Below are 18,919 nucleotides of genomic sequence, written 5' to 3' on the forward strand. Positions count from 1 at the left end.
TGCTACTGCGACCGGGACACAATCGCTGCGCGTGCGTAAGCTGGAAGGGATGAATACTGTTGCCCTCCCCACCGCACTGGCGGAAATTGTTGATGACTTTCAGGCCGTTACCGAACCTGAACGGCTCCAGCTGCTGCTTGAGTTCTCCCGTGAACTGCCGGAGCTCCCGGACCGGCTCAAGGACCATCCGGAACTGATGGAGCAGGTCGTCGAGTGCCAGTCGCCGCTGTTCCTGACCATCGAAACGGAAAAGTCCGACGGCGGCGCTGCCGACAGCGTCCGGCTCTACTTCAAGGCACCGCCCGAAGCCCCCACCACCCGCGGCTTCGCCAGCGTGCTGCATGAGGGCCTCGACGGGCTGAGCCCGGCCGAGATCCTGGCCGTTCCGGACGACATGCCGGAGCTGCTGGGCCTCACCCGGGCCATCACGCCGCTGCGGATGCGCGGGATGACGGCGATGCTGGGCCGGATCAAGCGCAAGGTTGCTGCCCTCCCGCAGCAGCCCTGAGCCACACCCGGCCACGCAGGCACTAAGGGACACGCACACATCAGGACCCGCAGGCACTAAGGGACATACGGACCGAATGGCACGCAAACAGGCGTCACAGGGAACCCCGGCCACCGCAGCACTGGCGGCCGCCGGGGTTCCCTTCGTCGCCCACCCCTACAGCCATGACCCGGCGGCGGCCAGCTACGGGCTGGAGGCCGCGGAGGTGCTCGGCGTCGATCCGGCCCGGGTGTTCAAAACCCTGATGGTCGACGTCGACGGCCGGCTCGCCGTCGGCGTCGTGCCCGTGAGCGGGAACCTGGACCTCAAGGCGATGGCGGCCGCGCTGGGCGGCAAGAAGGCAACCATGGCCGACCCGGCGGCCGCCGAGCGCCGCACCGGCTATGTGCTCGGGGGCATCTCACCGCTCGGACAGCGGCAGCCATCCCCCACGGTGGTCGATGACAGCGCCCTGGGCCTGGACACCATCCTGGTCTCGGGCGGGCGGCGCGGGCTGGACATCGAACTGAGCCCCGCCGAGCTGATCCGGCTCACCGGTGCCCACACGGCGCGGATCGGCTCCGGCAGGAACTAGCCGGGCGCAGGGGCCTCGGGATCGTGCTGGCCAGGATTCGGGCGGGGCGCAATCTGCTGCCCCAGCCAGGCGGCGACCAGCCGTTCCCAGCGCTCCGGATCCACGTTCCATTCCTTGGTGTGCCTGGCGCGGTCGAACATCTCGAAGGTGACCATCTCCGGGTTCTTCTCGGCCAGGGCCGCGGACGGACCGTAGGGGACGTATTCGTCGTCGACGCTGTGGATGATCAGCGTCGGTGTGCGCAGTTCGACCGCACGGGACACCCAGTCCATGGCTTTTAGGTCCACGGGCGCGGCGAGGCCGGTCAGCCGCCGGCCCAGCTTGTGGCTCATCATCAGTTGCCCGTACCGGCCCACCGCCGACGGGATGCGGTTGAGCTCGGCGTGGTGTGCCAGCACGTTCACCCAGTTGATGACCGGGGCATCGAGCACCATGGCCCGGATCAGGTGGTGATACCGCGACAAATCCGCGGTCTGGAGGCAGATGGCGCCGCCCATGGACCAGCCAAAGAGCACAACTTCGCGGGCCCCCTGTTCCAGGGCAAAGCCGATGGCTGCCTCGACGTCGCGCCACTCGGTGGAGCCCAGCCCGTAGCGTCCGTCCTGCGCCGAGGGCGCCAGGCCGTCATTGCGGTAGGTGATCAGCAGACTGGACATGCCCAGTTCCCGGGCCGTCCGGACCGCCCGCAGGCACTCCTGCCGGCTCGCGCCGCGGCCGTGCACCATGATCGCCCAGATGCCGGATTCCTGCGGTGCCCGGACCAGCCATGCCGGGGCGGTCCCGCCCTCGACCTCGATGTCCACGTCTTCCGACGGCAGGCCGATGCTGGCAGGGTCCGGGTGGGCGGCGCCGCTCCAGTATCCGCGGCGCGTCTTGCTCAGATCGCCGCTGTAGACGGCCTCGACTTCGCGCTGCACCGTGCGCTCCGCCGGCGAATAGGACACGATCCGGCCGATGCGGGCGTGCCCGCGGCCGCCGTCGAAGAACAACCCGTAGACCCCCTCGACCGTCGCCTCGGGCGTGGCGGCGAGGATGACCTGCAGCCGGTGGCCGCCGCGGATCACCGCGAGAATCTCCTGGTCCTCCTCGCGGACCCGGGCGGGGGTGATCACGCGGCGGGCGAAATAGAGGGCAAGGGCGGAGGACCCGGCGGCGAGCAGTCCGGCCGCGGCGCTGCCGCCGATGATGCCGCCCAGCGCCCATTTGGCGCTGCCTGTGACCGAAACGTCGCCGGCGGAGTCCGCGACGGCGCGGGCAGCCTTTCCACGGACGGCGGAGACCAGCTGCGGGTCCGGCAGGAGGCGTGAGGAGGAAGCCATGGCACCATTCTTACCGAACTCACCGCCGAGAGTGGCATCCGGGGGCGGCGGGGACCACCGGCTGCGGGCATACGGGCACCAATCCGTGCGGGCCCACCGGGGCGCGACTAGGCTGGGGGCATGAGTGATCCAATCGTCATCCTGACAGAAGAGCCCCTGGGCGCGGACGACCGCGTCAACATCGAAACCCTGCTCGCCGGGGGTGATGCACCGCTGGTGGTCCTGGTTCCGGCCAGCACGGAGCGGCACCTCCTGGTGGATTTCCTGGAGAATCTCTCCCTGCTGGAGATCTCCAAGGCCTTCCGTGAGCTGACGGGACACTCCGACCCTGCCGGGGAACGCGCCGAAGCCGCCGAGACCCTGGCCGTCTCCCTCGCCGCCCTGGCCGGCCTGGGCAGCGGCGTGACCGGCGAAATCCTCGAGGGCAAAGCCGTCGACAGCATGGTCGCCAAGGTCAAGGAACTCGGCGCCGGGCAGGCCGTGGTGATCACCCGCCCGCACGCCGTCGCGGATACCTTCCACACTGACTGGGCCACCAAGGCCCAGGACAAGCTGGGCCTGCCGGTCCTGCATCTCTACGCCGGATCGGGATTTATCGGGGACTCCTAAGCGTTATTGAGGCTATGAACATCTTTAGTAACAAGCCAAAAGTCTCGCCCGTCGCCGCCCCCGCCGGGTCCGATACCGACAGCGCCACAGCACACGGCACCGCACCGGCCGGCAGCTCGCCGGCTGAAAAGACCGACGAGCAGTGGCGCCAGGAGCTGACGCCCGAGGAGTACCGGGTGCTCCGCCAGGCGGGCACCGAGCGGCCCTACACCGGCGAGTACTGGGATACCCACACCGCCGGTGTCTACCAGTGCCGCGCCTGTGGCTCGGAGCTCTTCACCAGCCAGGAGAAGTTCGACTCGCACTGCGGCTGGCCCTCCTTCTGGGCCCCGCTCGCGGACGGCACGGTCAGGTACATCCACGACCGCACCCTGGGGATGGAACGCGTCGAGGTCCGCTGTGCCAACTGCGATTCGCACCTGGGCCATGTCTTCGAGGGCGAGGGCTACGGAACCCCGACCGACCAGCGCTTCTGCATCAATTCCGTCTCGCTGAAGCTGGTCTCAACGGAGGACGCCAAGCAGTAACCCGGTGCCGAGGCCGCATTTGACAGGGGACCCCCGTCCGGAGCCGCACCAGTGGCGCCGGACGGGGGTCCTGTGCGTTCTGGGGCAAGCCCCTCGGCCGCTGGAGCTGGCCCGGGCTGCGCGGTCCACTTGCCACAGACTTTCTTATGCTCAAGCCTATTTTGCATTAGGGCTCCTGTTTATTTGCTACGCTCGTTTTAATCACTGACGAGCGACGCTCCCAGTTCACAGAAAGGCGCCCGCTGACGATGACCACCACCGCTATCACCACCACTGCCCCGATCTCCGCCAGCTCCCCGGAGTGGCTGCAGCTCAAGGCTGCCGCCACCGCCTTGCAGGCACTGCAGGTTCAGGACGGCTCCGTTCCGGAGACCGCGGACCACGAGGCGGCCGCGGGGCATGTCCGCACCATCACGGCGTCCATCGAGACCCTGGCCCCGGCCCTCCCGCACGACGCCGACTACCTCGCCCTCCTCGTGACCGACTTCGGCCGCTGGGCCGACGGCGGCTTCGGCGTGCCCGATTTCCTGGACTCCCTGCAGGCCTTCCAGCCGCAGCAGCACCGGGTCAACGGCCTGCGGCACCTCGTGGTCTTCCCGATGTACACCCAGAACGGCAGCAGCAACCGCCTGGTCGAGGCGGTGCTGATCGAAGTGATCTGGCCCGAGTTCATCGCCGGCCTGGAGGAGGGCGAATACTCCAACAAGCTCTTCGTCCCGATCCGGTTCCTGGACTTCACCCCCGGCTACAACACCAACTCGGCGGTGCTGTTCCCGGAAACCGTCGCCGTCCGCCAGACCCCCACCTTCACCTGGGGCGCCATCTTCGCCGACCGCGAGGCCGCACGCTTCCGCCGCGTGGTCCGCGCCGCCGCGGACATCACCTCGCTGCAGCTGCCGGCGGACGCCGCCGGCCTGCTCGAGGACCAGGAGCTCACCCAGGAAACCTTCGTGATGTGGGACCTCATCCACGACCGCACCCACATGCGCGGCGACCTGCCCTTCGACCCGTTCATGATCAAGCAGCGCATGCCCTACTTCCTGTACTCGCTCGAGGAACTGCGCTGCGACCTGACCGCCTTCCGCGAATCCGTGAGGATCGAAAAGGACGAGGACGCCGATCCCGAGGCGCGCCGGCACGCCAAGCTGGTCCAGTACGCCGTCATCTTCGACCGGATCTTCCGCTTCGCCATCACCGGCACCCGGGTCCGCAACTACGACGGCCTCGGCGGCCAGCTGCTGTTCGCGTGGATGCACCAGCACCATGTCCTGCACTGGACCGACAGCAAGCTCAGCATCGACTGGGACGCGGCGGCCGACGTCGTGGTGGAACTCGGCGCAAGGATCGAGGAGCTCTACTGGCGCTCGATCGACCGCCCGAAGATGGCGCACTGGCTGGCCGCCTACGAGCTGATCTCCGGCACCGTCACGCCCAACCCGGCCTCCGTCTGGGCCAAGGGTCCGGACGCGCTGCCGCTGGCCGGCCCGCCGCGCGGCCTCACCGACCAGGTGCTCGACGACGAGTTCCCGCTCTCGATGTTCTACGAGGCCCTCGAGAAGAAGATGCGCCCCGTCATCGAGTCCACGGCCGGGATCACCGGCACCTCCGACACGGGCACCTCTGCCGGCGTGGCGCACACCGCCCTGAACGCCGGATGAGCACCGGACGCCCCCTGAACGTCGTGGTGACGGGCGGCAGCGGCCCTTCGGGGATCGCTACCGCCCGCGCCCTGCGCCGCGCCGGGCACACCGTCTTCACGGTGGGCTCGGACGGCCCCCGGATTGAGGCAGCCGCGGCGGAAGCCGGCAGCGGCGTCACGCCGCTGGTGTGCGACCTCGCGGACCTCGCGCAGGTCCGGTCGCTGCACACCACGGTGCGGGCCCGGCTGGCCGACACGGGCGGGTCCGTCGACGGCGTCATCCACCTGGTCGGCGGCTGGCGCGGCGCGAAGGGCATCACGGACCAGACCGACGAGGACTGGGAATTCCTGGAACGCGGCGCCATCACCACGCTGCGGAACGTCACGCGGGTCTTCTACGACGACCTCGCCGCCTCGGACGCCGGGCGCTTCGCCATGATGTCCTCCACCGCCGCGGGCAGGCCGACGGCGGGCGGTGCCAGCTACGCGGCCGCCAAGGCCGCCGCCGAAGCCTGGACCCTGGCCGTCGCCGACGGCTTCCACGGCGGCCAGTCGGGCCGCAAGGAAGACCCCGTGGAACAGCACAGCGCCGCGGTGGTCTTCGTGGTGAAGGCCCTCGTGGACGCGGGCATGCGGGCGAAGTCCCCGGACCGCAGCTTCCCCGGATTCACCGACGTGGAGGCCCTGGCGGCTGCCGCCGTCGGGCTCTTCACCTCCCCCGCGGCGGAGCTGAACGGCCGGCGGATGCTGCTGGGCCCGGAGCCCCGGCACTGAGCCCGGACGCTGAACTTCGCCCCGGACCTCCTTAGACTGAAAGCGTGAGCAAACCGATGACAAGCACAGTTGAAACTGCCCCTGCCAGCACCGCAGTGCGGCTCCACGATCCCTCGGTCCGCGGCTTTGCCTCGGACAACTACTCCGGCGTCCACCCCGAGGTGCTGGCCGCCCTGGCTGCCGCCAACGAGGGCCACCAGGTCTCCTACGGCGAGGATGATTACACTGCCCGGCTGCAGCAGCTGCTGGAGGAGCACTTCGGCAAAGGAATCGAATGCTTCCCGGTCTTCAACGGCACCGGCGCCAACGTGCTGTCGCTGCAGTCCCTGCTGCCGCGCTGGGGCGCCGTCGTCTGCGCGTCGACCGCCCACATCAACATGGACGAGAACGGCGCACCGGAGCGGATCGGCGGCATCAAACTGCTCCAGGTCCCCACGGCCGACGGCAAGCTCACCCCCGAACTGATCGACCGGGAAGCCTGGGGCTGGGGTGACGAGCACCGCGCCCAGCCGCTGGCCGTCTCCATCACCCAGACGACCGAGCTCGGGACCTGCTACACCCCCGAGGAAGTCCGGGCCATCGCGGAGCATGTCCATTCCAAGGGCATGAAGCTGCACATGGACGGCGCCCGGCTGGCCAACGCCGCCGCCCACCTGAACGTGCCGCTGCGGGCCTTCACCCGCGACGCCGGCGTGGACATCCTCTCCTTCGGCGGCACCAAGAACGGCCTGCTCTTCGGCGAGGTCGTGGTGGCACTGAACCCGGCCGCAGCCCAGGGGCTGATCTACCTGCGCAAGATGAACATGCAGCTGGCCTCCAAGATGCGGTTCATGTCCGCCCAGTTCATCGCCCTGCTTGAGGGCGACCTGTGGCTGCGCTCCGCCTCACACGCCAACGCGATGGCAGCCCGGCTGCGCGCCGGCGTCGAGTCCGTCCCCGGCGTCGAGCTGAGCCAGAAGACCGAGTCCAACGGCGTCTTCGCGATCCTGCCGGCCGGTGTGGCGGACCGGCTGCGCGAGTCCTTCCGTTTCTACGACTGGAACGAGGCGGCCCGCGAGGTCCGCTGGATGTGCTCCTTCGACACCACCGAGGACGACGTTGATACCTTCATCGCTGCCATCAAGCGCGAACTCGCTGCCGGCTGACCCCGGCGGCAGGACGGCCGCCGCCGCCCGGCCCGGTGAAAGCCCGGCCGGGCAGCAGCGGCGAGCCTGCCGGGCTTGGGGACGCCCCTTGCATAATCTTCCATTGTGAACGCACTCGACCAGGTTCCGCCGGATTTTCTCTTCGCCCTGGGAACCCTTCGGCAGGCACGAACCCGCAGTGAGCTGCGCCTGGAGGAGATCCCGGCGCCCGCGCGGCTGGCACCGTTCTCCGTCGCCCTCGGGGCGGAAGTGGTCGCCCCCGGCGCGGTGACGCCCTCCGGTGCCGTGCACGGCCCTGCGGCCGCGGCCCTGGCCCGTGCGTCCGGAAGCGACGACATCGAGCTGGCCACCGGCCGCTTCATCCTGCTGCACGATCCCGACGGCTCCGCGGTCTGGGAGGGCGAGTTCCGCGTCGTCACCTACATCCGGGCCCAGCTGGAGCCGGAAATGGGCAACGACGAGATGCTCGGCTCCGTCGCGTGGGCCTGGCTTGTCGAGGCCCTCGAAAACCATGCCGCACCGTACCGCTCGGCCGGCGGCACCGCGACGCGGGTGCTGTCCGAAAGCTTCGGGACCCTCGCGGACCGGCCCAATTCCATCGACATCGAACTTCGCGCATCCTGGACTCCGGCCACCCCCGACATCAGCTCCCACCTTGAGGCCTGGTCCGACATGGTCTGCACCTTCGCCGGCCTTCCTCCGCTGCCCGAAGGCGTCACGCCGCTGCCGCGCTGGCGCCGCGGACCGGCCTGAGATTCGGCCCGCGCACCGGCGGAACCCGCTTCGTTTTGGCGGATGCGCGGCCCCCGGCACTGTGTTGTCGCTAAACTGAAGTCATCATGACCCCTCATATTCCGGAAATCACCACCGCGGGCGCGGCCGCCAACACAGTGCCGAACAAGACCGAGGCGGCTGACACCACAGCCCACATCGCGGTGGACGGCTTCGACAGCCTGGTCCCCGAGATCATCGACCTCGATGCACCCCGCGACGGCGTGCCGCTCGTCATTGAAACGCAGTCCGGCCTGGAACGCTGCGCCGCGGCCCTCGCCGCAGGCCACGGCCCCGCCGGGGTGGACGCCGAGCGGGCCTCCGGTTTCCGGTACGGCCAGCGCGCCTTCCTGGTCCAGATCCGCCGGGAGGGTTCCGGCACCTGGCTGATCGATCCCGAACCCTTCGGGGACCTCTCCATCGTCAACGACGCCCTGCGCGGCGTCGAATGGATCCTGCACGCGGCCAGCCAGGACCTGCCCTGCCTGTCCGAACTCGGCATGTGGCCGGACAAGCTCTTTGACACCGAGCTCGCCGCCCGCCTCGCCGGGCTTCCCCGCGTCGGGCTCGCCGCCGTGATCGAACAGCTCCTCGGCTTCGGCCTCGCGAAGGAACACTCCGCGGCAGACTGGTCCACCCGGCCGCTGCCCGAGCCCTGGCTGCGCTACGCGGCGCTCGACGTCGAGGTCCTCACCGAACTGCGCGAGGAACTCATTGAGCTCCTGGTCGCCGACGGCAAGCTGGAGTTCGCCGAACAGGAATTCGCCGCCATCCTCGAGGCCGGGCAGGCGCCGCCCCGCATCGACCCGTGGCGCAAGACATCAGGTCTGCACCAGATCCGCGACCGGCGCCAGCTGGCCGCTGTCCGCGAGCTGTGGCTCGAGCGCGACTCGCTGGCGCAGAAGCGCGACGTCGCTCCCGGCCGGCTCATACCCGATTCCGCCCTCGTCGCCGCCGCCAAGGCCATGCCCGCCACCGTGCCCCAGCTGCTGGGCACCAAGGGCTTCCACGGCCGCGCCGCCCAGCGCGAGGCGCCGCGGTGGCTGCGCTGCATCAGCACCGCCCGCACCCTCGAGGAGCTCCCTCCCCTCCACCTGCCCACCAACGCTCCCCCGCCCCCGCGGGTCTGGGCCGACCGGGACCCGGAGGCCGCAGCCCGGCTCGCCACCGCCCGGCCGCTGCTGCAGGCCAAGGCCGAGGAGCTGAACATGCCGGTGGAGAACCTGCTGACGCCGGATTACCTCCGCCGCGTCTCCTGGCGCCCGCCGGTCGAGCCCAGCGAGGAAGGCATCGCCGAGGAACTCGCGAACCTGGGGGCCCGCCAGTGGCAGATCGAACTCGTGGCTCCCCTCATCACCGAGGCCTTCCAGAACCCGCAGCCGCTGCCGGTCAAGGAAGCCAGATCCGTGCCGGCCGCAACTGCAGCGGCTGCCGCAGCCCCCGCAGCGACCGCTTCCGCCATGACGGCCGCCGCAGCACCGGACACGGCGCACTAGACACGGCGCACTAGACCCGCCCGCCCGGTTGCCGAACTTTTCCTCCGGCGGCGCGCCACCGGACTCCTTGCCAGCTAAGTTACTGACGAGTAACATGTTGTCTGATGTCGCCCGGCCCCCTGCCGTCCCCTGGCTCCTTACGCCCGGGGCGCGGATCCGGCACCCATGTCTCGATGAGGAGTAACACGTGAGCCAGCCCCCCAGCAGCGGAAAACCCAGCAGCGGAGAACAGAGCAGCGCGAATCCCCGCACCGCGGGGCCCGGAACCGCAGGTCGCCGCGCCGTCCGCGATATCGTTTTTGTCGACGGCGTCCGCACCCCGTTCGGCCGCGCCGGCGAGAAGGGCATCTACGCCGGAACGCGCGCCGACGACCTGGTCGTCAAATGCATCCGCGAACTGATGCGCCGCAACCCGTCCCTGCCGGCGGACCGGATCGACGAAGTGGCCATCGCGGCGACGACACAGACCGGCGACCAGGGCCTGACCATTGGCCGCACCGCCGCACTGCTGGCCGGACTGCCGCGGACCGTGCCGGGCTTTGCGATCGACCGGATGTGCGCCGGCGCCATGACGGCCGTGACCGCCACGGCGAGCGGCATCGGCTTCGGCGCCTACGACGTCGTGATCGCCGGCGGCGTCGAACACATGGGCAACCACCCGATGGGCGCCGGCGCGGACCCCAACCCGCGCTTTATGTCCGAACGGATCGTGGACCCGGCGGCCCTGAACATGGGCAACACCGCCGAGAACCTGCACGACCGCTTCCCGGCCATCACCAAGGACCGCACCGACGCCTACGCCGTCGCCTCCCAGGACAAGCTCGCTGCCGCTTACGCCAGGGACCAGATCCAGCCGGACCTGGTGCCCGTCGCCACGATGAAACCGGGACAGGGCTGGACGGTAAACACGGTGGACGAGCCGCCGCGGCCGGGCACCTCGGTGCACGACCTCGCCGCACTCAAGACCCCGTTCCGCGCCCACGGCCGGGTCACCGCGGGCAACGCCGCCGGACTCAACGACGGCGCCACCGCCGCCCTGCTGGCCTCCGCCGACGCCGCCGAGGAACTGGGGCTGACGGTCAAGATGCGCCTGGTCAGCTACGCCTTCGCCGGCGTCGAACCGGAAGTCATGGGCATCGGCCCGGTCCCGGCCACGGAAAAGGCCCTCAAGAACGCCGGGCTGGGCATCGGGGACATCGGCCTGTTCGAAATCAACGAGGCCTTCGCCGTCCAGGTGCTCAGCTTCCTGGACCACTTCGGCATCGCCGACGACGACCCCCGGGTCAACCGCTACGGCGGGGCGATCGCCGTCGGGCACCCGCTTGCGTCCTCGGGCGTGCGGCTGATGAACCAGCTGGCCCGCCAGTTCGAGGAGGACCCCTCGGTCCGCTTCGGCATGACCACGATGTGCATCGGTCTGGGCATGGGCGCCACCGTGATCTGGGAAAACCCGCACCACGCCGCCTACGGCCTCGCCCTTGACCCCGCCACCACCCAGACGACCGCCACCACCACCGAGACTGGAGCCGCAGCATGAGCGCCGCCGATTTCCGCAAGCTTGCCGACCTCTTCCCGAACGAGACGGTCACCCACTCCTACGTCCAGGACATCGAACTGCCCGCCGCAGGTGGGAAGACGGCTGACGGCAAGAGCCCCGGCACTTTCGCCCTGGTCACGCTGGACAACGGCCTGGACCACTCCAAGCCCACCACGCTGGGCCCCAACACCCTGATCGAGCTCGGCACCGTCCTGGAAGGACTCAAGGAGCGTGCCGCCCGCGGCGAGATCGTCGGTGTCGGCGTCACCGGCAAACCCTACTTCCTGGTCGCCGGCGCTGACCTGTCCACGGTCAAGTCGATCAGCGGCCGCGAGCACGGCCTCTGGATGGCCCAGCTCGGCCACGACGTCTACGGCACGCTGGCGAACCTGGGCGTGCCCAGCTTCGCCTTCATCAACGGCCTCGCCCTCGGCGGCGGGCTGGAGATCGCCCTGCAGTCCACCTACCGCACCGTGTCCACCGGCGCCGGGGCCCTGGCCCTGCCCGAGGCGTTCATCGGGCTCATCCCCGGCTGGGGCGGGGTGTACATCCTGCCGCGGCTGATCGGGCCGGAAAACGCCGTCAAGGTGATGATCGAGAACCCGCTGAGCAACAACCGGACGCTGACCGGTCCGCAGGCGTTCAAACTGGGCATGGCGGATGCCCTGTTCGAGCCCGCCGACTTCGTCGAACAGTCCGTCGCCTGGGCCGCGCAGGTCATCGCGGGCGCGGCGAGCCCGGCACGCGCCAACGCCGTCGATCCCTCCACCCCGGAGGTCGCCGCCCGCTGGGCCGGCGCCATCGCCGCCGGCCGGGCCTTCGTGGAGGCCAAAACCTCCAACGCCTCCCCGGCACCGGCCAAGGTCCTCGAGGTGATGGAAGCCAACCGCACGCTGACGCAGGCACAGTCCGCGGAGCTGGAATGCGAGACGCTCGCGGACCTGATGCAGACCGACGAGTTCCGATCCACCGTCTACGCCTTCCTGGACCTCGTGCAGCGCCGGTCCAAGCGCCCCGCCGGCGCCCCGGACCGCAAGCTGGCCCGCCCGGTGACCAAGATCGGCGTCGTGGGCGCCGGCCTGATGGCCAGCCAGCTCGCCCTGCTCTTCGCCCGCCAGCTCAAGGTGCCCGTGGTGATGACCGATATCGACCAGGCCCGGGTGGACAAGGGCGTGGGCTACGTGCACGCCGAGGTGGACAAACTGCTGCAGAAGGGCCGGATCAGCCCCGACGCCGCCAACCGGACCCGGGCGCTCGTCACCGGATCGGTCTCCAAGGAGGCCTTCGCCGACGCCGACTTCGTGATCGAGGCGGTGTTCGAGGAGCTCAACGTCAAGAAGCAGGTCTTCAAGGAAGTCGAGGCGATTGTTTCCGCCGAGTGCATCCTCGCCACCAACACCTCCTCGCTGTCCGTCACCGCCATGGCCGAAGACCTGGAGCATCCGGAGCGCCTGGTGGGCTTCCACTTCTTCAACCCCGTGGCCGTGATGCCGCTGCTGGAAATTGTCCGCGCCCCCAGGACCGACGACGCCGTGCTGGCCACCGCGTTCGAGCTCGCCAAGGGCCTCAAAAAGTCCGCCGTTCTCGTCAAGGACGCGCCCGCGTTCGTGGTCAACCGCCTCCTGCTGCGGCTCATGGGCGAAGTCACCGCCGCGTTCGACGAGGGCACCCCGGCCGAGGTGGCGGACAACGCGCTGCGCCCGATGGGACTGCCGATGACGCCCTTCGTCCTCGGCGCCATGGTGGGGCTGCCGGTCGCACAGCACGTCCAGGAGTCCCTGCACGCCGCGTTCGGGGACCGTTTCCCGGTCTCGCGGAACCTGCAGAAACTCATCGACAGCGGGGTGAAGTCCATCTGGGCCGTGCAGAACGGAACCCCGGAAAAGGGACCGGACGGGAAGCCCTTCATCCCCGCCGAAACCCTCGCCCTGATGTCCTTCGGCGACACACCCTCCACCGGCGAGGAGGTGCTGCGCCGCACGCAGGACGCCCTGGCCGAGGAAATCGGCCTGATGCTGGACGAACGCGTGGTCGCCGGCCCGGAGGACATCGACCTCTGCATGATCCTCGGGGCGGGCTGGCCGATGTTCCTGGGCGGCATCACCCCGTACCTGGACCGGGTCGGAGCCTCCGAGCGCGTCAACGGCCGGAAGTTCCTGGCGCCCGGCGTGGCGTCCGAACCGGCCGCCTGACCGAGCCGCACCTGTCCCGGGCCTGATCCGGGCCTGCTTTTAGGGCTGCACCGCCAACCGCCGCCGCCGTCCGCACTCCTGACGAGTGCGGGCGGCGGCGCCGCTATGTCAGCCTTCCCGCAGCCTCCCGCCGTCGAGCGCCAGGACACGGTGCGCCGTGGCCCGGGCATAGGCGGCATCGTGGGTGACCAGTACGACGGCGGCGCCCCGCGCCGCCGCGGCGGCCACGGCGTGGTCCAGCCGTTCGAGGCCATGACGGTCCAGCCCCACCGTTGGCTCGTCCAGGGCGAGCACGGCCGGGCAGCGGGCCAGGACCGTGGCCAGGGCGAGCAGCCGCTGCTGGGAGGCCGGCAGCTCCGCCGGGTGCGACTGCGCGGCCCCCGACAGCCCGACGGCCTCCAGCGCCTCGTGCGCCCTGGCGCCGGCGCCCCTGCCATGCAGCCGCCGGAGCCCGAAGCTGGCCTCCCGCAGCACCGTCCGCTCGAACAGCTGGTCGCGGGGATGCTGGAAGAGCAGGCCGACCGAGGCGGCGATACGGCCGGTCGGGGTCCCGGCGATGCTGCGTCCCTGGACGCGCACTTCCCCGGTGTGCGGTCGCAGCAGTCCGTTGAGGTGGCGCAGCAGTGTGGATTTGCCGGCCCCGTTCGGGCCGGTGACCGCCACGATCTCCCCCGGCCGAACCGTGAGCCCCAGGTCCCGCAGCAGCGGCTCCCGCGCGGCGTCGCCGGTCCCGGGGTAGCCGAACCCGAGGCCCTCCAGTTCCAGCACGGGTGCGGCCCCGGGCTCGGGCGCGCTTGCCCGGACGGCGGGCACGGTGTGGATGACCCTGGGCAGCACGGTCCCGGTCCGGGCCAGTTCCGCGGACCGGATCAGTTCCCGGGGCAGGCCGCTCGCGGAAGCGGTGCCGCCGTCGAGGATGATCCAGTGCCCGGCGGAGCGGGCGAGCCCGTCGGCGGACTGGCTCAGCAGCACAACGGCAGTTCCGGCGCCGGTGAGCCGGTTGATCAGGTCCCGGACCTGGATGATGCCCGCGGCGTCCAGGGAGGCGAGCGGTTCGTCAAGGACCAGCACCCCGGGGTTCTGGATGACGGCGCAGGCCATGGCCAGCCGCCGCAGTTCACCGCCGGACAGGGTGGCGGGATCCCGGGCCAGGAGCGCGGTGAGGCCGGTCAGCTCTGCCGTTCCCGCCACGGCGCGGAGCATGTCGGGCCGCGGGGTGCCGCGGTTTTCCAGTCCGAAGGCGAGCTCCTCGGCCACAGTGGAGCGGACCGTGGAGAGCATGGCGGCCGCGTCCTGGGGGACGTAGCCCACCCGGGTGGACCAGGCGGAGGGATTGATCCGGGGGTCGTCCTCGAGGCCCCGGAACGTCAGCGGTTCCCCGGCCAGCGTCAGCGATCCGGTGAGGGTTCCGGAGTGTCCGGGCCGGTGCCAGCCGGCCAGCAGCTTGCCCAGGGTGGTCTTGCCGCTCCCGGAACCGCCGAGGACCGCCGTCAGGATGCCCGGACGGATACTGAGATCGAGGCCGTGCAGCGCGGGGGTGGCCTCGCCGTGGAAGCTGAAGCTGCCGATCCGGGCGGCCAGCGCGGCGCCAGTGGCGGCAACCGCGCCGGCGGGGGCGGGCGCGGTTGCGGCGGCGGCGGCGGCGGCAAGCACTGAGGAGGTTGCGGCGGCGGCGGCGGCAAGCACTGAGGCGGCGGTGGCGGCAGCGGGCTCCGTGGCTGTCATACGGGCCCCGCGCCGGGCCAGGAGGCCACGAGCCGGAGTGCCACGGCTGCGGCGGTGAGCAGCAGCATCGCGGTGCGAAGCCTGCGCTGGGCGGGCGGGTCGGTGACCTGGCGGTAGCTGGTCCGGGGACCCGCTGCGCCGAAGCCGCGCGCGTCGAGCGCCTGGGCGCGGTTGCCGGACTCCTCGATCAGGCCCAGCACCAGCGGGACCATCTGCAGCCGGACGGCGGCGAGCCTCGGCAACACCCCGCCGCGGAGCACCAGGCCGCGCGACTCCTGCGCTGCCCTGATGCGCTCCAGTCGGCCGGCCATGGCCGGCAGCAGGGTGAGGGCGGAGGCCAGGACGAAGCCGAACTGCGGCGGCAGCCCCCGCGCGGCCAGCGCCGCGACGAGGTCGGGGGCGCTGACGGTGAAGGAGAAGAGCAGCAGCACCAGCACGCAGGCGCCCGTGCGGGTGCCTGCCTCCCAGGCGAAGGCCAGGCCTTCCGCCGTGACCCGGGCGGGCCCCCATGCCGCCAGGACGGTGCGGCCCTCCGGGAAGAACAGCCCGTGCAGCAGCAGCAGGGACAGGCCCAGCGGAAGCAGCACCGCCGCGGCCGTGCCCAGCACCCGCCGCCCGGCGCCGGCGCGTCGGGCCAGCACGACGGCCGCGAGGGCTACCGCGAGCGACAGCGGCCAGGTGCCGGCCGCCGTCGTGATCACCGCGGTGCAGCCGGCTGCCGTCAGCGACGTCAGCGGATGGAGGGTGGAGGGCGCTCTCATCGGGTGCCGTCCTCAGGCTTCGGGCGTTGCCGGCCCCTTGCCGGCGAGCACCCGGAAGCGCCGCACGAAGGGGAACTGGAAGCTGGTGCGGCGCGGCAGGGCGTAGACCAGCAGCGCGACAATCGCGAAGACGATGGCCTTGTCCATCGGGTCCGAGATCAGCGCCTGCTTGGTGATGGCTGCGAGCAGGGTGTCTCCCATGGCGCGGAACGCGCTGACGACGGCTCCGGTGCCGAGGCCCGCGGTGCCGCCAAAGACGAAGGCTGCGATCGGGGCGGAGACGACGCCGGCGAGGATGCCGGTGACGAAACCGGCCACCGGTGCCAGGTAGAAGCGGCGGAACAGACCGCCGCGGGCTGCCAGTCCGGCGAGGAAGCCGATCAGCGCCGCCCCGGCCGCGAAGGGCAGCACGGTCGGGTTGAAGAAGGACCAGACGATGCTGCTGAGGGCGCCCGTGGCGGCTCCCGCCGCCGGGCCGGCGAGGACGGCGATCAGGACGGTGCCGATGGCGTCGAAGTAGAACGGCAGCCCCGTGCTGCCCATCAGCTGGCCCAGGACCACGTTCAGGACGAGCGCTACCGGCATCAGCACCAGGGTGGACGTGGGCAGGACCGGAAGTGCCGCGGCGATCAGCAGGACCGCGCCGAGCAGGAACCCGCCGAGGGCCACGAGCGCGGAGAAGCTGGCCGGTCCGTTGGCGATGTCCGCAGGCTGGGTGAGGACAAGGAAGATGTAGGTGGCCGCGATCGAGACGGCGCCGGCGAGCTCCAGCAAGCGACGGTTGCGCCGTGCCTTGGCTGTGCCGGCGGCGCTCCCGGCGCCGGGGCCGGTTCCGGTGGCAGGGAGGATCAGGGACTGCTGTGACATGGGGATGGTCCTTCGGTGGGGGCTGCAACATCCGCCTATGTCACCTCGGCGCAGCTACCATCCTAGCCAGTGGCGGGCGGCCCGGAGGACATGCGTCGCCGCGCCAGCGCGCCCACCGAGGAAATCAGCTCCTCGAAGCAGTGCTCCGGGTCGTTGGAGGCGACGATCCGGGCGTTGGGCGGCAGGCCCCACAGCCCGCGGAAGTCCGCCACCGTGGTCCCGATCAGCAGCGGCGAGCGGGTTTCGACGTCGACGGTGGCCAGGCGGGTGGTGAACGGGGTCCGTCCGACGGCGGCGCAGGCCGCGAACGCGTCATGCATGTGCGCCACGTAGCCCTGGTCATAAAGCCGGTGGAACTCCATGTAGAACCGGATCGCATCCGACAGGCAGGCCACAAGCGGGCTGGACGAGGCGCTGCGGAGCCCCTCGGGCTGCTCCGGGAGGACCAGTTCGGGCCCGGTCCCGGCGGCCTCGCCGAGGCGCCGCAGGTGGTCCGGGAGCATCTCGATCCGCTCCGTGGTCTCCAGCGCGCACACCACCGGCAGCTTGTCCTCCGGCAGGCCGCGGTAGGCGGCGAACACTTCCCGGGCCGCGTGCGGGTCCACCGAGACATTCCATTCCGCCGTCGGCGTGGTGTTGCCCTGGTAGTAGAAGCTCCCGCCCATGATCACGAGCCCCTTGAGCAGCATCGGCAGCTCCGGTTCGCGGCGCAGGGCCAGGGCGAAGTTGGTCAGCGGCCCGGTGATCAGCCCGGTGATCTCCCCCGGGTGCGCCCGGACTTCCTCCACCCAGACGTCGACGGCGTGGCGCGGCGAGATCTGCTGCGCGGGCGCCGGCAGTTCAGCGTGGCCGATCCCCTGCGGCCCGTGGGTTTCCTCGGTGGTGACCAGCGGGATTTCCAGCGGCACCTCGGCGCCGGTGGCGACCTCGACGCCCGGTCGCCCGCACAGTTCCAGCAGCGCCAGGGTGTTGAGCGCGACCTGGCGGGCACCAACGTTCCCGGCGGTGCAGGTGATGGCCTGCAGGTGGACCTCCGGCCGGGACAGCAGGTAGACGAGGGCCAGGGCGTCGTCGATTCCGGTGTCGACGTCCATCAGGATGGTGTGCGCCGGTGCAGGCACGCCGGAATGTGACCCGGCGGCGGCCCCCGGTGATAGCGGGTCCATCTAGAACAGCGCGACCTTCGGCGTCCGCGGGAAGATGTCGCCCAGTTCGGCACGTTCTACGGCGCTGGGAATCCAGGCCACGGCGGCGGCGTTCTGCCGGACCTGTTCGGGCCGGGTGGCACCGGCGATGACGCTGCTGACCGAGGGCTGGGCCGCGAGCCAGGAGAACGCCACCTGGATCTCCGTCAGGCCGCGCTCGGCGGCGAAGGCGCTGAAGTCAGCCAGCTGGTCCCAGTCGGCGTCGTGGACCAGGTTGGTGCGGGTGTGGCTGAGGCGTGAGCCCTCGGGCGCGGTGTCCTTGGCGTACTTGCCGGTCAGCAGGCCGTTGGCCAGCGGGAAGTACGGCAGGACGCCCAGGCCGTAGGCCTCGGCGGCAGGCGTGACCTCGAGCTCGGCGCGGCGGTCCAGCAGGTTGTAGTGGTTCTGGCTGGAGATGAAGCGTGCTCCCCCGCGGGCGCGGGCCACGAACTCGGCTTCGGCGATCTGCCAGCCGGCGCGGTTGGAGTGGCCGATATAGCGGACCTTGCCGCTGGTGACGAGGTCGTCGAGGGCGGCGAGGGTCTCGTCGATCGGGGTCAGCGGGTCGGGGGTGTGGAACTGGTACAGGTCGATCCAGTCCGTCCCGAGCCGGCGCAGCGAGGCCTCTGCGGCGGTGATGATGTAGCGGCGGGAGCCGCGGGCCCCGAAGTCGTTGCCGTTGGTCCCGCGCATGTCCAGGCCGAACTTCGTGGCGACGACGGCGTCGCCGCGGCGGCCCTTCAAGGCCTTGCCCAGCATCGTCTCGCTGAGGCCCGGCTCCCGGCCGTAGCTGTCGGCGACGTCGAAGAAGGTGATCCCGGCGTCCAGGGCCGCGTGCACGACGGCGTCGGTCCCCTCCTGCGACTCGGTCGCGGTGTTGGAGCGGCCCAGGTTGTTGCAGCCAAGCCCTACGACGGAGACGGTCAGTCCAGAATTTCCTACGCGGCGGTATTCAGTCATGGGGTTCAGCCTATAACGGCCGGCAGCGCCCGCCTGGAAGGACAGGCGCTGCAGGACCGGCGCTACCCTGCGGGCAGTTCCAGCCCGTGTTCGTCCAGGGCATCCTCGAGCTGGGCGAGGGTCCGCGGGCCCATGCCATGCATCCCGGCAAGGGCGCGGCCGCCCAGCGCCACCACCTGTTCGAGGGTCTCGACGCCCGCGTGGGCGAGGGACCGGCGGGCGGGAGCCGCGATCCCCCGCGGCAGCGGCGTACGGCCGGGTTCAACGGATTTCGGTGCCATGATGCATGCCTTCCAGTCGATGTCCCCCAAAACTGATGTGGATCGTGCCG

General features: G+C 70.7%; 18 protein-coding genes. 11 read left to right on the plus strand and 7 right to left on the minus strand.

The features are described from left to right. The first annotated feature begins 49 nt into the window (after positions 1 to 49). Both J2W14_RS12780 and ybaK read left to right on the plus strand, forming a co-directional pair. Positions 50 to 508, plus strand: a complete 459-nt coding sequence (locus J2W14_RS12780) for a SufE family protein (RefSeq protein ID WP_307462922.1) — start codon at positions 50 to 52, stop codon at positions 506 to 508. Positions 509 to 584: 76 nt separating this feature from the next. Next, positions 585 to 1,082 carry a Cys-tRNA(Pro) deacylase gene (gene ybaK / locus J2W14_RS12785; protein ID WP_307462924.1) on the plus strand — a complete coding sequence of 166 codons (498 nt, stop codon included), beginning with the start codon at positions 585 to 587 and terminating at the stop codon, positions 1,080 to 1,082. Here the strand turns inward: ybaK and J2W14_RS12790 are convergent. Beyond that, the gene (locus tag J2W14_RS12790; protein WP_307462926.1) at positions 1,079 to 2,401 is read right to left on the minus strand and encodes an alpha/beta hydrolase family protein; all 1,323 of its coding nucleotides are present in this window, start codon (positions 2,399 to 2,401) and stop codon (positions 1,079 to 1,081) included. The genes ybaK and J2W14_RS12790 overlap by 4 nt on opposite strands. Before the next feature lie 120 nt (positions 2,402 to 2,521). Between J2W14_RS12790 and J2W14_RS12795 the strand changes: the two genes are divergently transcribed. The 9 genes from J2W14_RS12795 (at position 2,522) to J2W14_RS12835 (ending at position 13,091) form a co-directional block, all read left to right on the plus strand. Continuing rightward, the gene (locus J2W14_RS12795; RefSeq protein ID WP_307462929.1) at positions 2,522 to 3,010 is read left to right on the plus strand and encodes a hypothetical protein; all 489 of its coding nucleotides are present in this window, start codon (positions 2,522 to 2,524) and stop codon (positions 3,008 to 3,010) included. A 14-nt stretch (positions 3,011 to 3,024) separates the two neighbouring features. Next, positions 3,025 to 3,537, plus strand: a complete 513-nt coding sequence (msrB, locus tag J2W14_RS12800) for a peptide-methionine (R)-S-oxide reductase MsrB (protein WP_307462932.1) — start codon at positions 3,025 to 3,027, stop codon at positions 3,535 to 3,537. Positions 3,538 to 3,785: 248 nt separating this feature from the next. Then, positions 3,786 to 5,195, plus strand: a complete 1,410-nt coding sequence (locus J2W14_RS12805) for a DUF6421 family protein (RefSeq protein ID WP_307462934.1) — start codon at positions 3,786 to 3,788, stop codon at positions 5,193 to 5,195. Then, positions 5,192 to 5,950, plus strand: coding sequence for an SDR family oxidoreductase (locus tag J2W14_RS12810; RefSeq protein ID WP_307462936.1), 759 nt, complete (start codon positions 5,192 to 5,194; stop codon positions 5,948 to 5,950). The genes J2W14_RS12805 and J2W14_RS12810 overlap by 4 nt, the downstream gene beginning before the upstream one ends. Positions 5,951 to 6,006: 56 nt before the next feature. Beyond that, positions 6,007 to 7,095 carry a threonine aldolase family protein gene (locus J2W14_RS12815; RefSeq protein ID WP_307463408.1) on the plus strand — a complete coding sequence of 363 codons (1,089 nt, stop codon included), beginning with the start codon at positions 6,007 to 6,009 and terminating at the stop codon, positions 7,093 to 7,095. 102 nt (positions 7,096 to 7,197) lie between these two features. Then, positions 7,198 to 7,848, plus strand: coding sequence for a DUF3000 domain-containing protein (locus tag J2W14_RS12820; protein WP_307463410.1), 651 nt, complete (start codon positions 7,198 to 7,200; stop codon positions 7,846 to 7,848). Between the two features lie 86 nt (positions 7,849 to 7,934). Continuing rightward, the gene (locus tag J2W14_RS12825) at positions 7,935 to 9,362 is read left to right on the plus strand and encodes an HRDC domain-containing protein (protein WP_307462938.1); all 1,428 of its coding nucleotides are present in this window, start codon (positions 7,935 to 7,937) and stop codon (positions 9,360 to 9,362) included. 292 nt (positions 9,363 to 9,654) lie between these two features. Then, on the plus strand, positions 9,655 to 10,899 hold the full coding sequence (locus tag J2W14_RS12830; RefSeq protein WP_307463412.1) for a thiolase family protein: 1,245 nt from the start codon (positions 9,655 to 9,657) through the stop codon (positions 10,897 to 10,899). Next, complete coding sequence (locus J2W14_RS12835) at positions 10,896 to 13,091, plus strand: 3-hydroxyacyl-CoA dehydrogenase NAD-binding domain-containing protein (protein ID WP_307462940.1); 2,196 nt, start codon at positions 10,896 to 10,898, stop codon at positions 13,089 to 13,091. The genes J2W14_RS12830 and J2W14_RS12835 overlap by 4 nt, the downstream gene beginning before the upstream one ends. A gap of 108 nt (positions 13,092 to 13,199) precedes the next feature. Here the strand turns inward: J2W14_RS12835 and J2W14_RS12840 are convergent, their stop codons facing one another. From J2W14_RS12840 to J2W14_RS12865, 6 genes are all read right to left on the minus strand, one after another. Beyond that, entirely contained in the window at positions 13,200 to 14,816 is a 1,617-nt protein-coding gene (locus J2W14_RS12840; protein WP_307462943.1) for an ABC transporter ATP-binding protein, read from the minus strand. Further along, on the minus strand, positions 14,813 to 15,577 hold the full coding sequence (locus J2W14_RS12845; protein ID WP_307462945.1) for an energy-coupling factor transporter transmembrane component T: 765 nt from the start codon (positions 15,575 to 15,577) through the stop codon (positions 14,813 to 14,815). The genes J2W14_RS12840 and J2W14_RS12845 overlap by 4 nt, the downstream gene beginning before the upstream one ends. A gap of 12 nt (positions 15,578 to 15,589) precedes the next feature. After that, on the minus strand, positions 15,590 to 16,444 hold the full coding sequence (locus J2W14_RS12850) for an ECF transporter S component (RefSeq protein ID WP_307462947.1): 855 nt from the start codon (positions 16,442 to 16,444) through the stop codon (positions 15,590 to 15,592). A 62-nt stretch (positions 16,445 to 16,506) separates the two neighbouring features. After that, positions 16,507 to 17,538 carry a nucleoside hydrolase gene (locus J2W14_RS12855; protein WP_307463413.1) on the minus strand — a complete coding sequence of 344 codons (1,032 nt, stop codon included), beginning with the start codon at positions 17,536 to 17,538 and terminating at the stop codon, positions 16,507 to 16,509. 72 nt (positions 17,539 to 17,610) lie between these two features. Then, the gene (locus tag J2W14_RS12860; RefSeq protein WP_307462948.1) at positions 17,611 to 18,588 is read right to left on the minus strand and encodes an aldo/keto reductase; all 978 of its coding nucleotides are present in this window, start codon (positions 18,586 to 18,588) and stop codon (positions 17,611 to 17,613) included. Between the two features lie 62 nt (positions 18,589 to 18,650). After that, positions 18,651 to 18,869: a hypothetical protein gene (locus J2W14_RS12865; RefSeq protein WP_307462951.1), complete on the minus strand. Its 219-nt coding sequence runs from the start codon at positions 18,867 to 18,869 to the stop codon at positions 18,651 to 18,653. Positions 18,870 to 18,919: the final 50 nt, after the last annotated feature.

It is taken from the genome of Pseudarthrobacter oxydans (genome assembly GCF_030812335.1).
In the GTDB taxonomy this organism is placed as follows: domain Bacteria; phylum Actinomycetota; class Actinomycetes; order Actinomycetales; family Micrococcaceae; genus Arthrobacter; species Arthrobacter oxydans_B.

Coding starts and splice junctions, on each gene's coding strand:
- J2W14_RS12855 (WP_307463413.1), bottom strand. CDS start 17,538: ATGGACGTCGACACCGGAATCGACGACGCCCTGGCCCTCGTCTACCTG.
- J2W14_RS12810 (WP_307462936.1), top strand. CDS start 5,192: ATGAGCACCGGACGCCCCCTGAACGTCGTGGTGACGGGCGGCAGCGGC.
- J2W14_RS12835 (WP_307462940.1), top strand. CDS start 10,896: ATGAGCGCCGCCGATTTCCGCAAGCTTGCCGACCTCTTCCCGAACGAG.
- J2W14_RS12845 (WP_307462945.1), bottom strand. CDS start 15,577: ATGAGAGCGCCCTCCACCCTCCATCCGCTGACGTCGCTGACGGCAGCC.
- ybaK (WP_307462924.1), top strand. CDS start 585: ATGGCACGCAAACAGGCGTCACAGGGAACCCCGGCCACCGCAGCACTG.
- J2W14_RS12795 (WP_307462929.1), top strand. CDS start 2,522: ATGAGTGATCCAATCGTCATCCTGACAGAAGAGCCCCTGGGCGCGGAC.
- J2W14_RS12860 (WP_307462948.1), bottom strand. CDS start 18,588: ATGACTGAATACCGCCGCGTAGGAAATTCTGGACTGACCGTCTCCGTC.
- J2W14_RS12780 (WP_307462922.1), top strand. CDS start 50: ATGAATACTGTTGCCCTCCCCACCGCACTGGCGGAAATTGTTGATGAC.
- J2W14_RS12865 (WP_307462951.1), bottom strand. CDS start 18,869: ATGGCACCGAAATCCGTTGAACCCGGCCGTACGCCGCTGCCGCGGGGG.
- J2W14_RS12825 (WP_307462938.1), top strand. CDS start 7,935: ATGACCCCTCATATTCCGGAAATCACCACCGCGGGCGCGGCCGCCAAC.
- J2W14_RS12850 (WP_307462947.1), bottom strand. CDS start 16,444: ATGTCACAGCAGTCCCTGATCCTCCCTGCCACCGGAACCGGCCCCGGC.
- J2W14_RS12815 (WP_307463408.1), top strand. CDS start 6,007: ATGACAAGCACAGTTGAAACTGCCCCTGCCAGCACCGCAGTGCGGCTC.
- J2W14_RS12790 (WP_307462926.1), bottom strand. CDS start 2,401: ATGGCTTCCTCCTCACGCCTCCTGCCGGACCCGCAGCTGGTCTCCGCC.
- msrB (WP_307462932.1), top strand. CDS start 3,025: ATGAACATCTTTAGTAACAAGCCAAAAGTCTCGCCCGTCGCCGCCCCC.
- J2W14_RS12840 (WP_307462943.1), bottom strand. CDS start 14,816: ATGACAGCCACGGAGCCCGCTGCCGCCACCGCCGCCTCAGTGCTTGCC.
- J2W14_RS12805 (WP_307462934.1), top strand. CDS start 3,786: ATGACCACCACCGCTATCACCACCACTGCCCCGATCTCCGCCAGCTCC.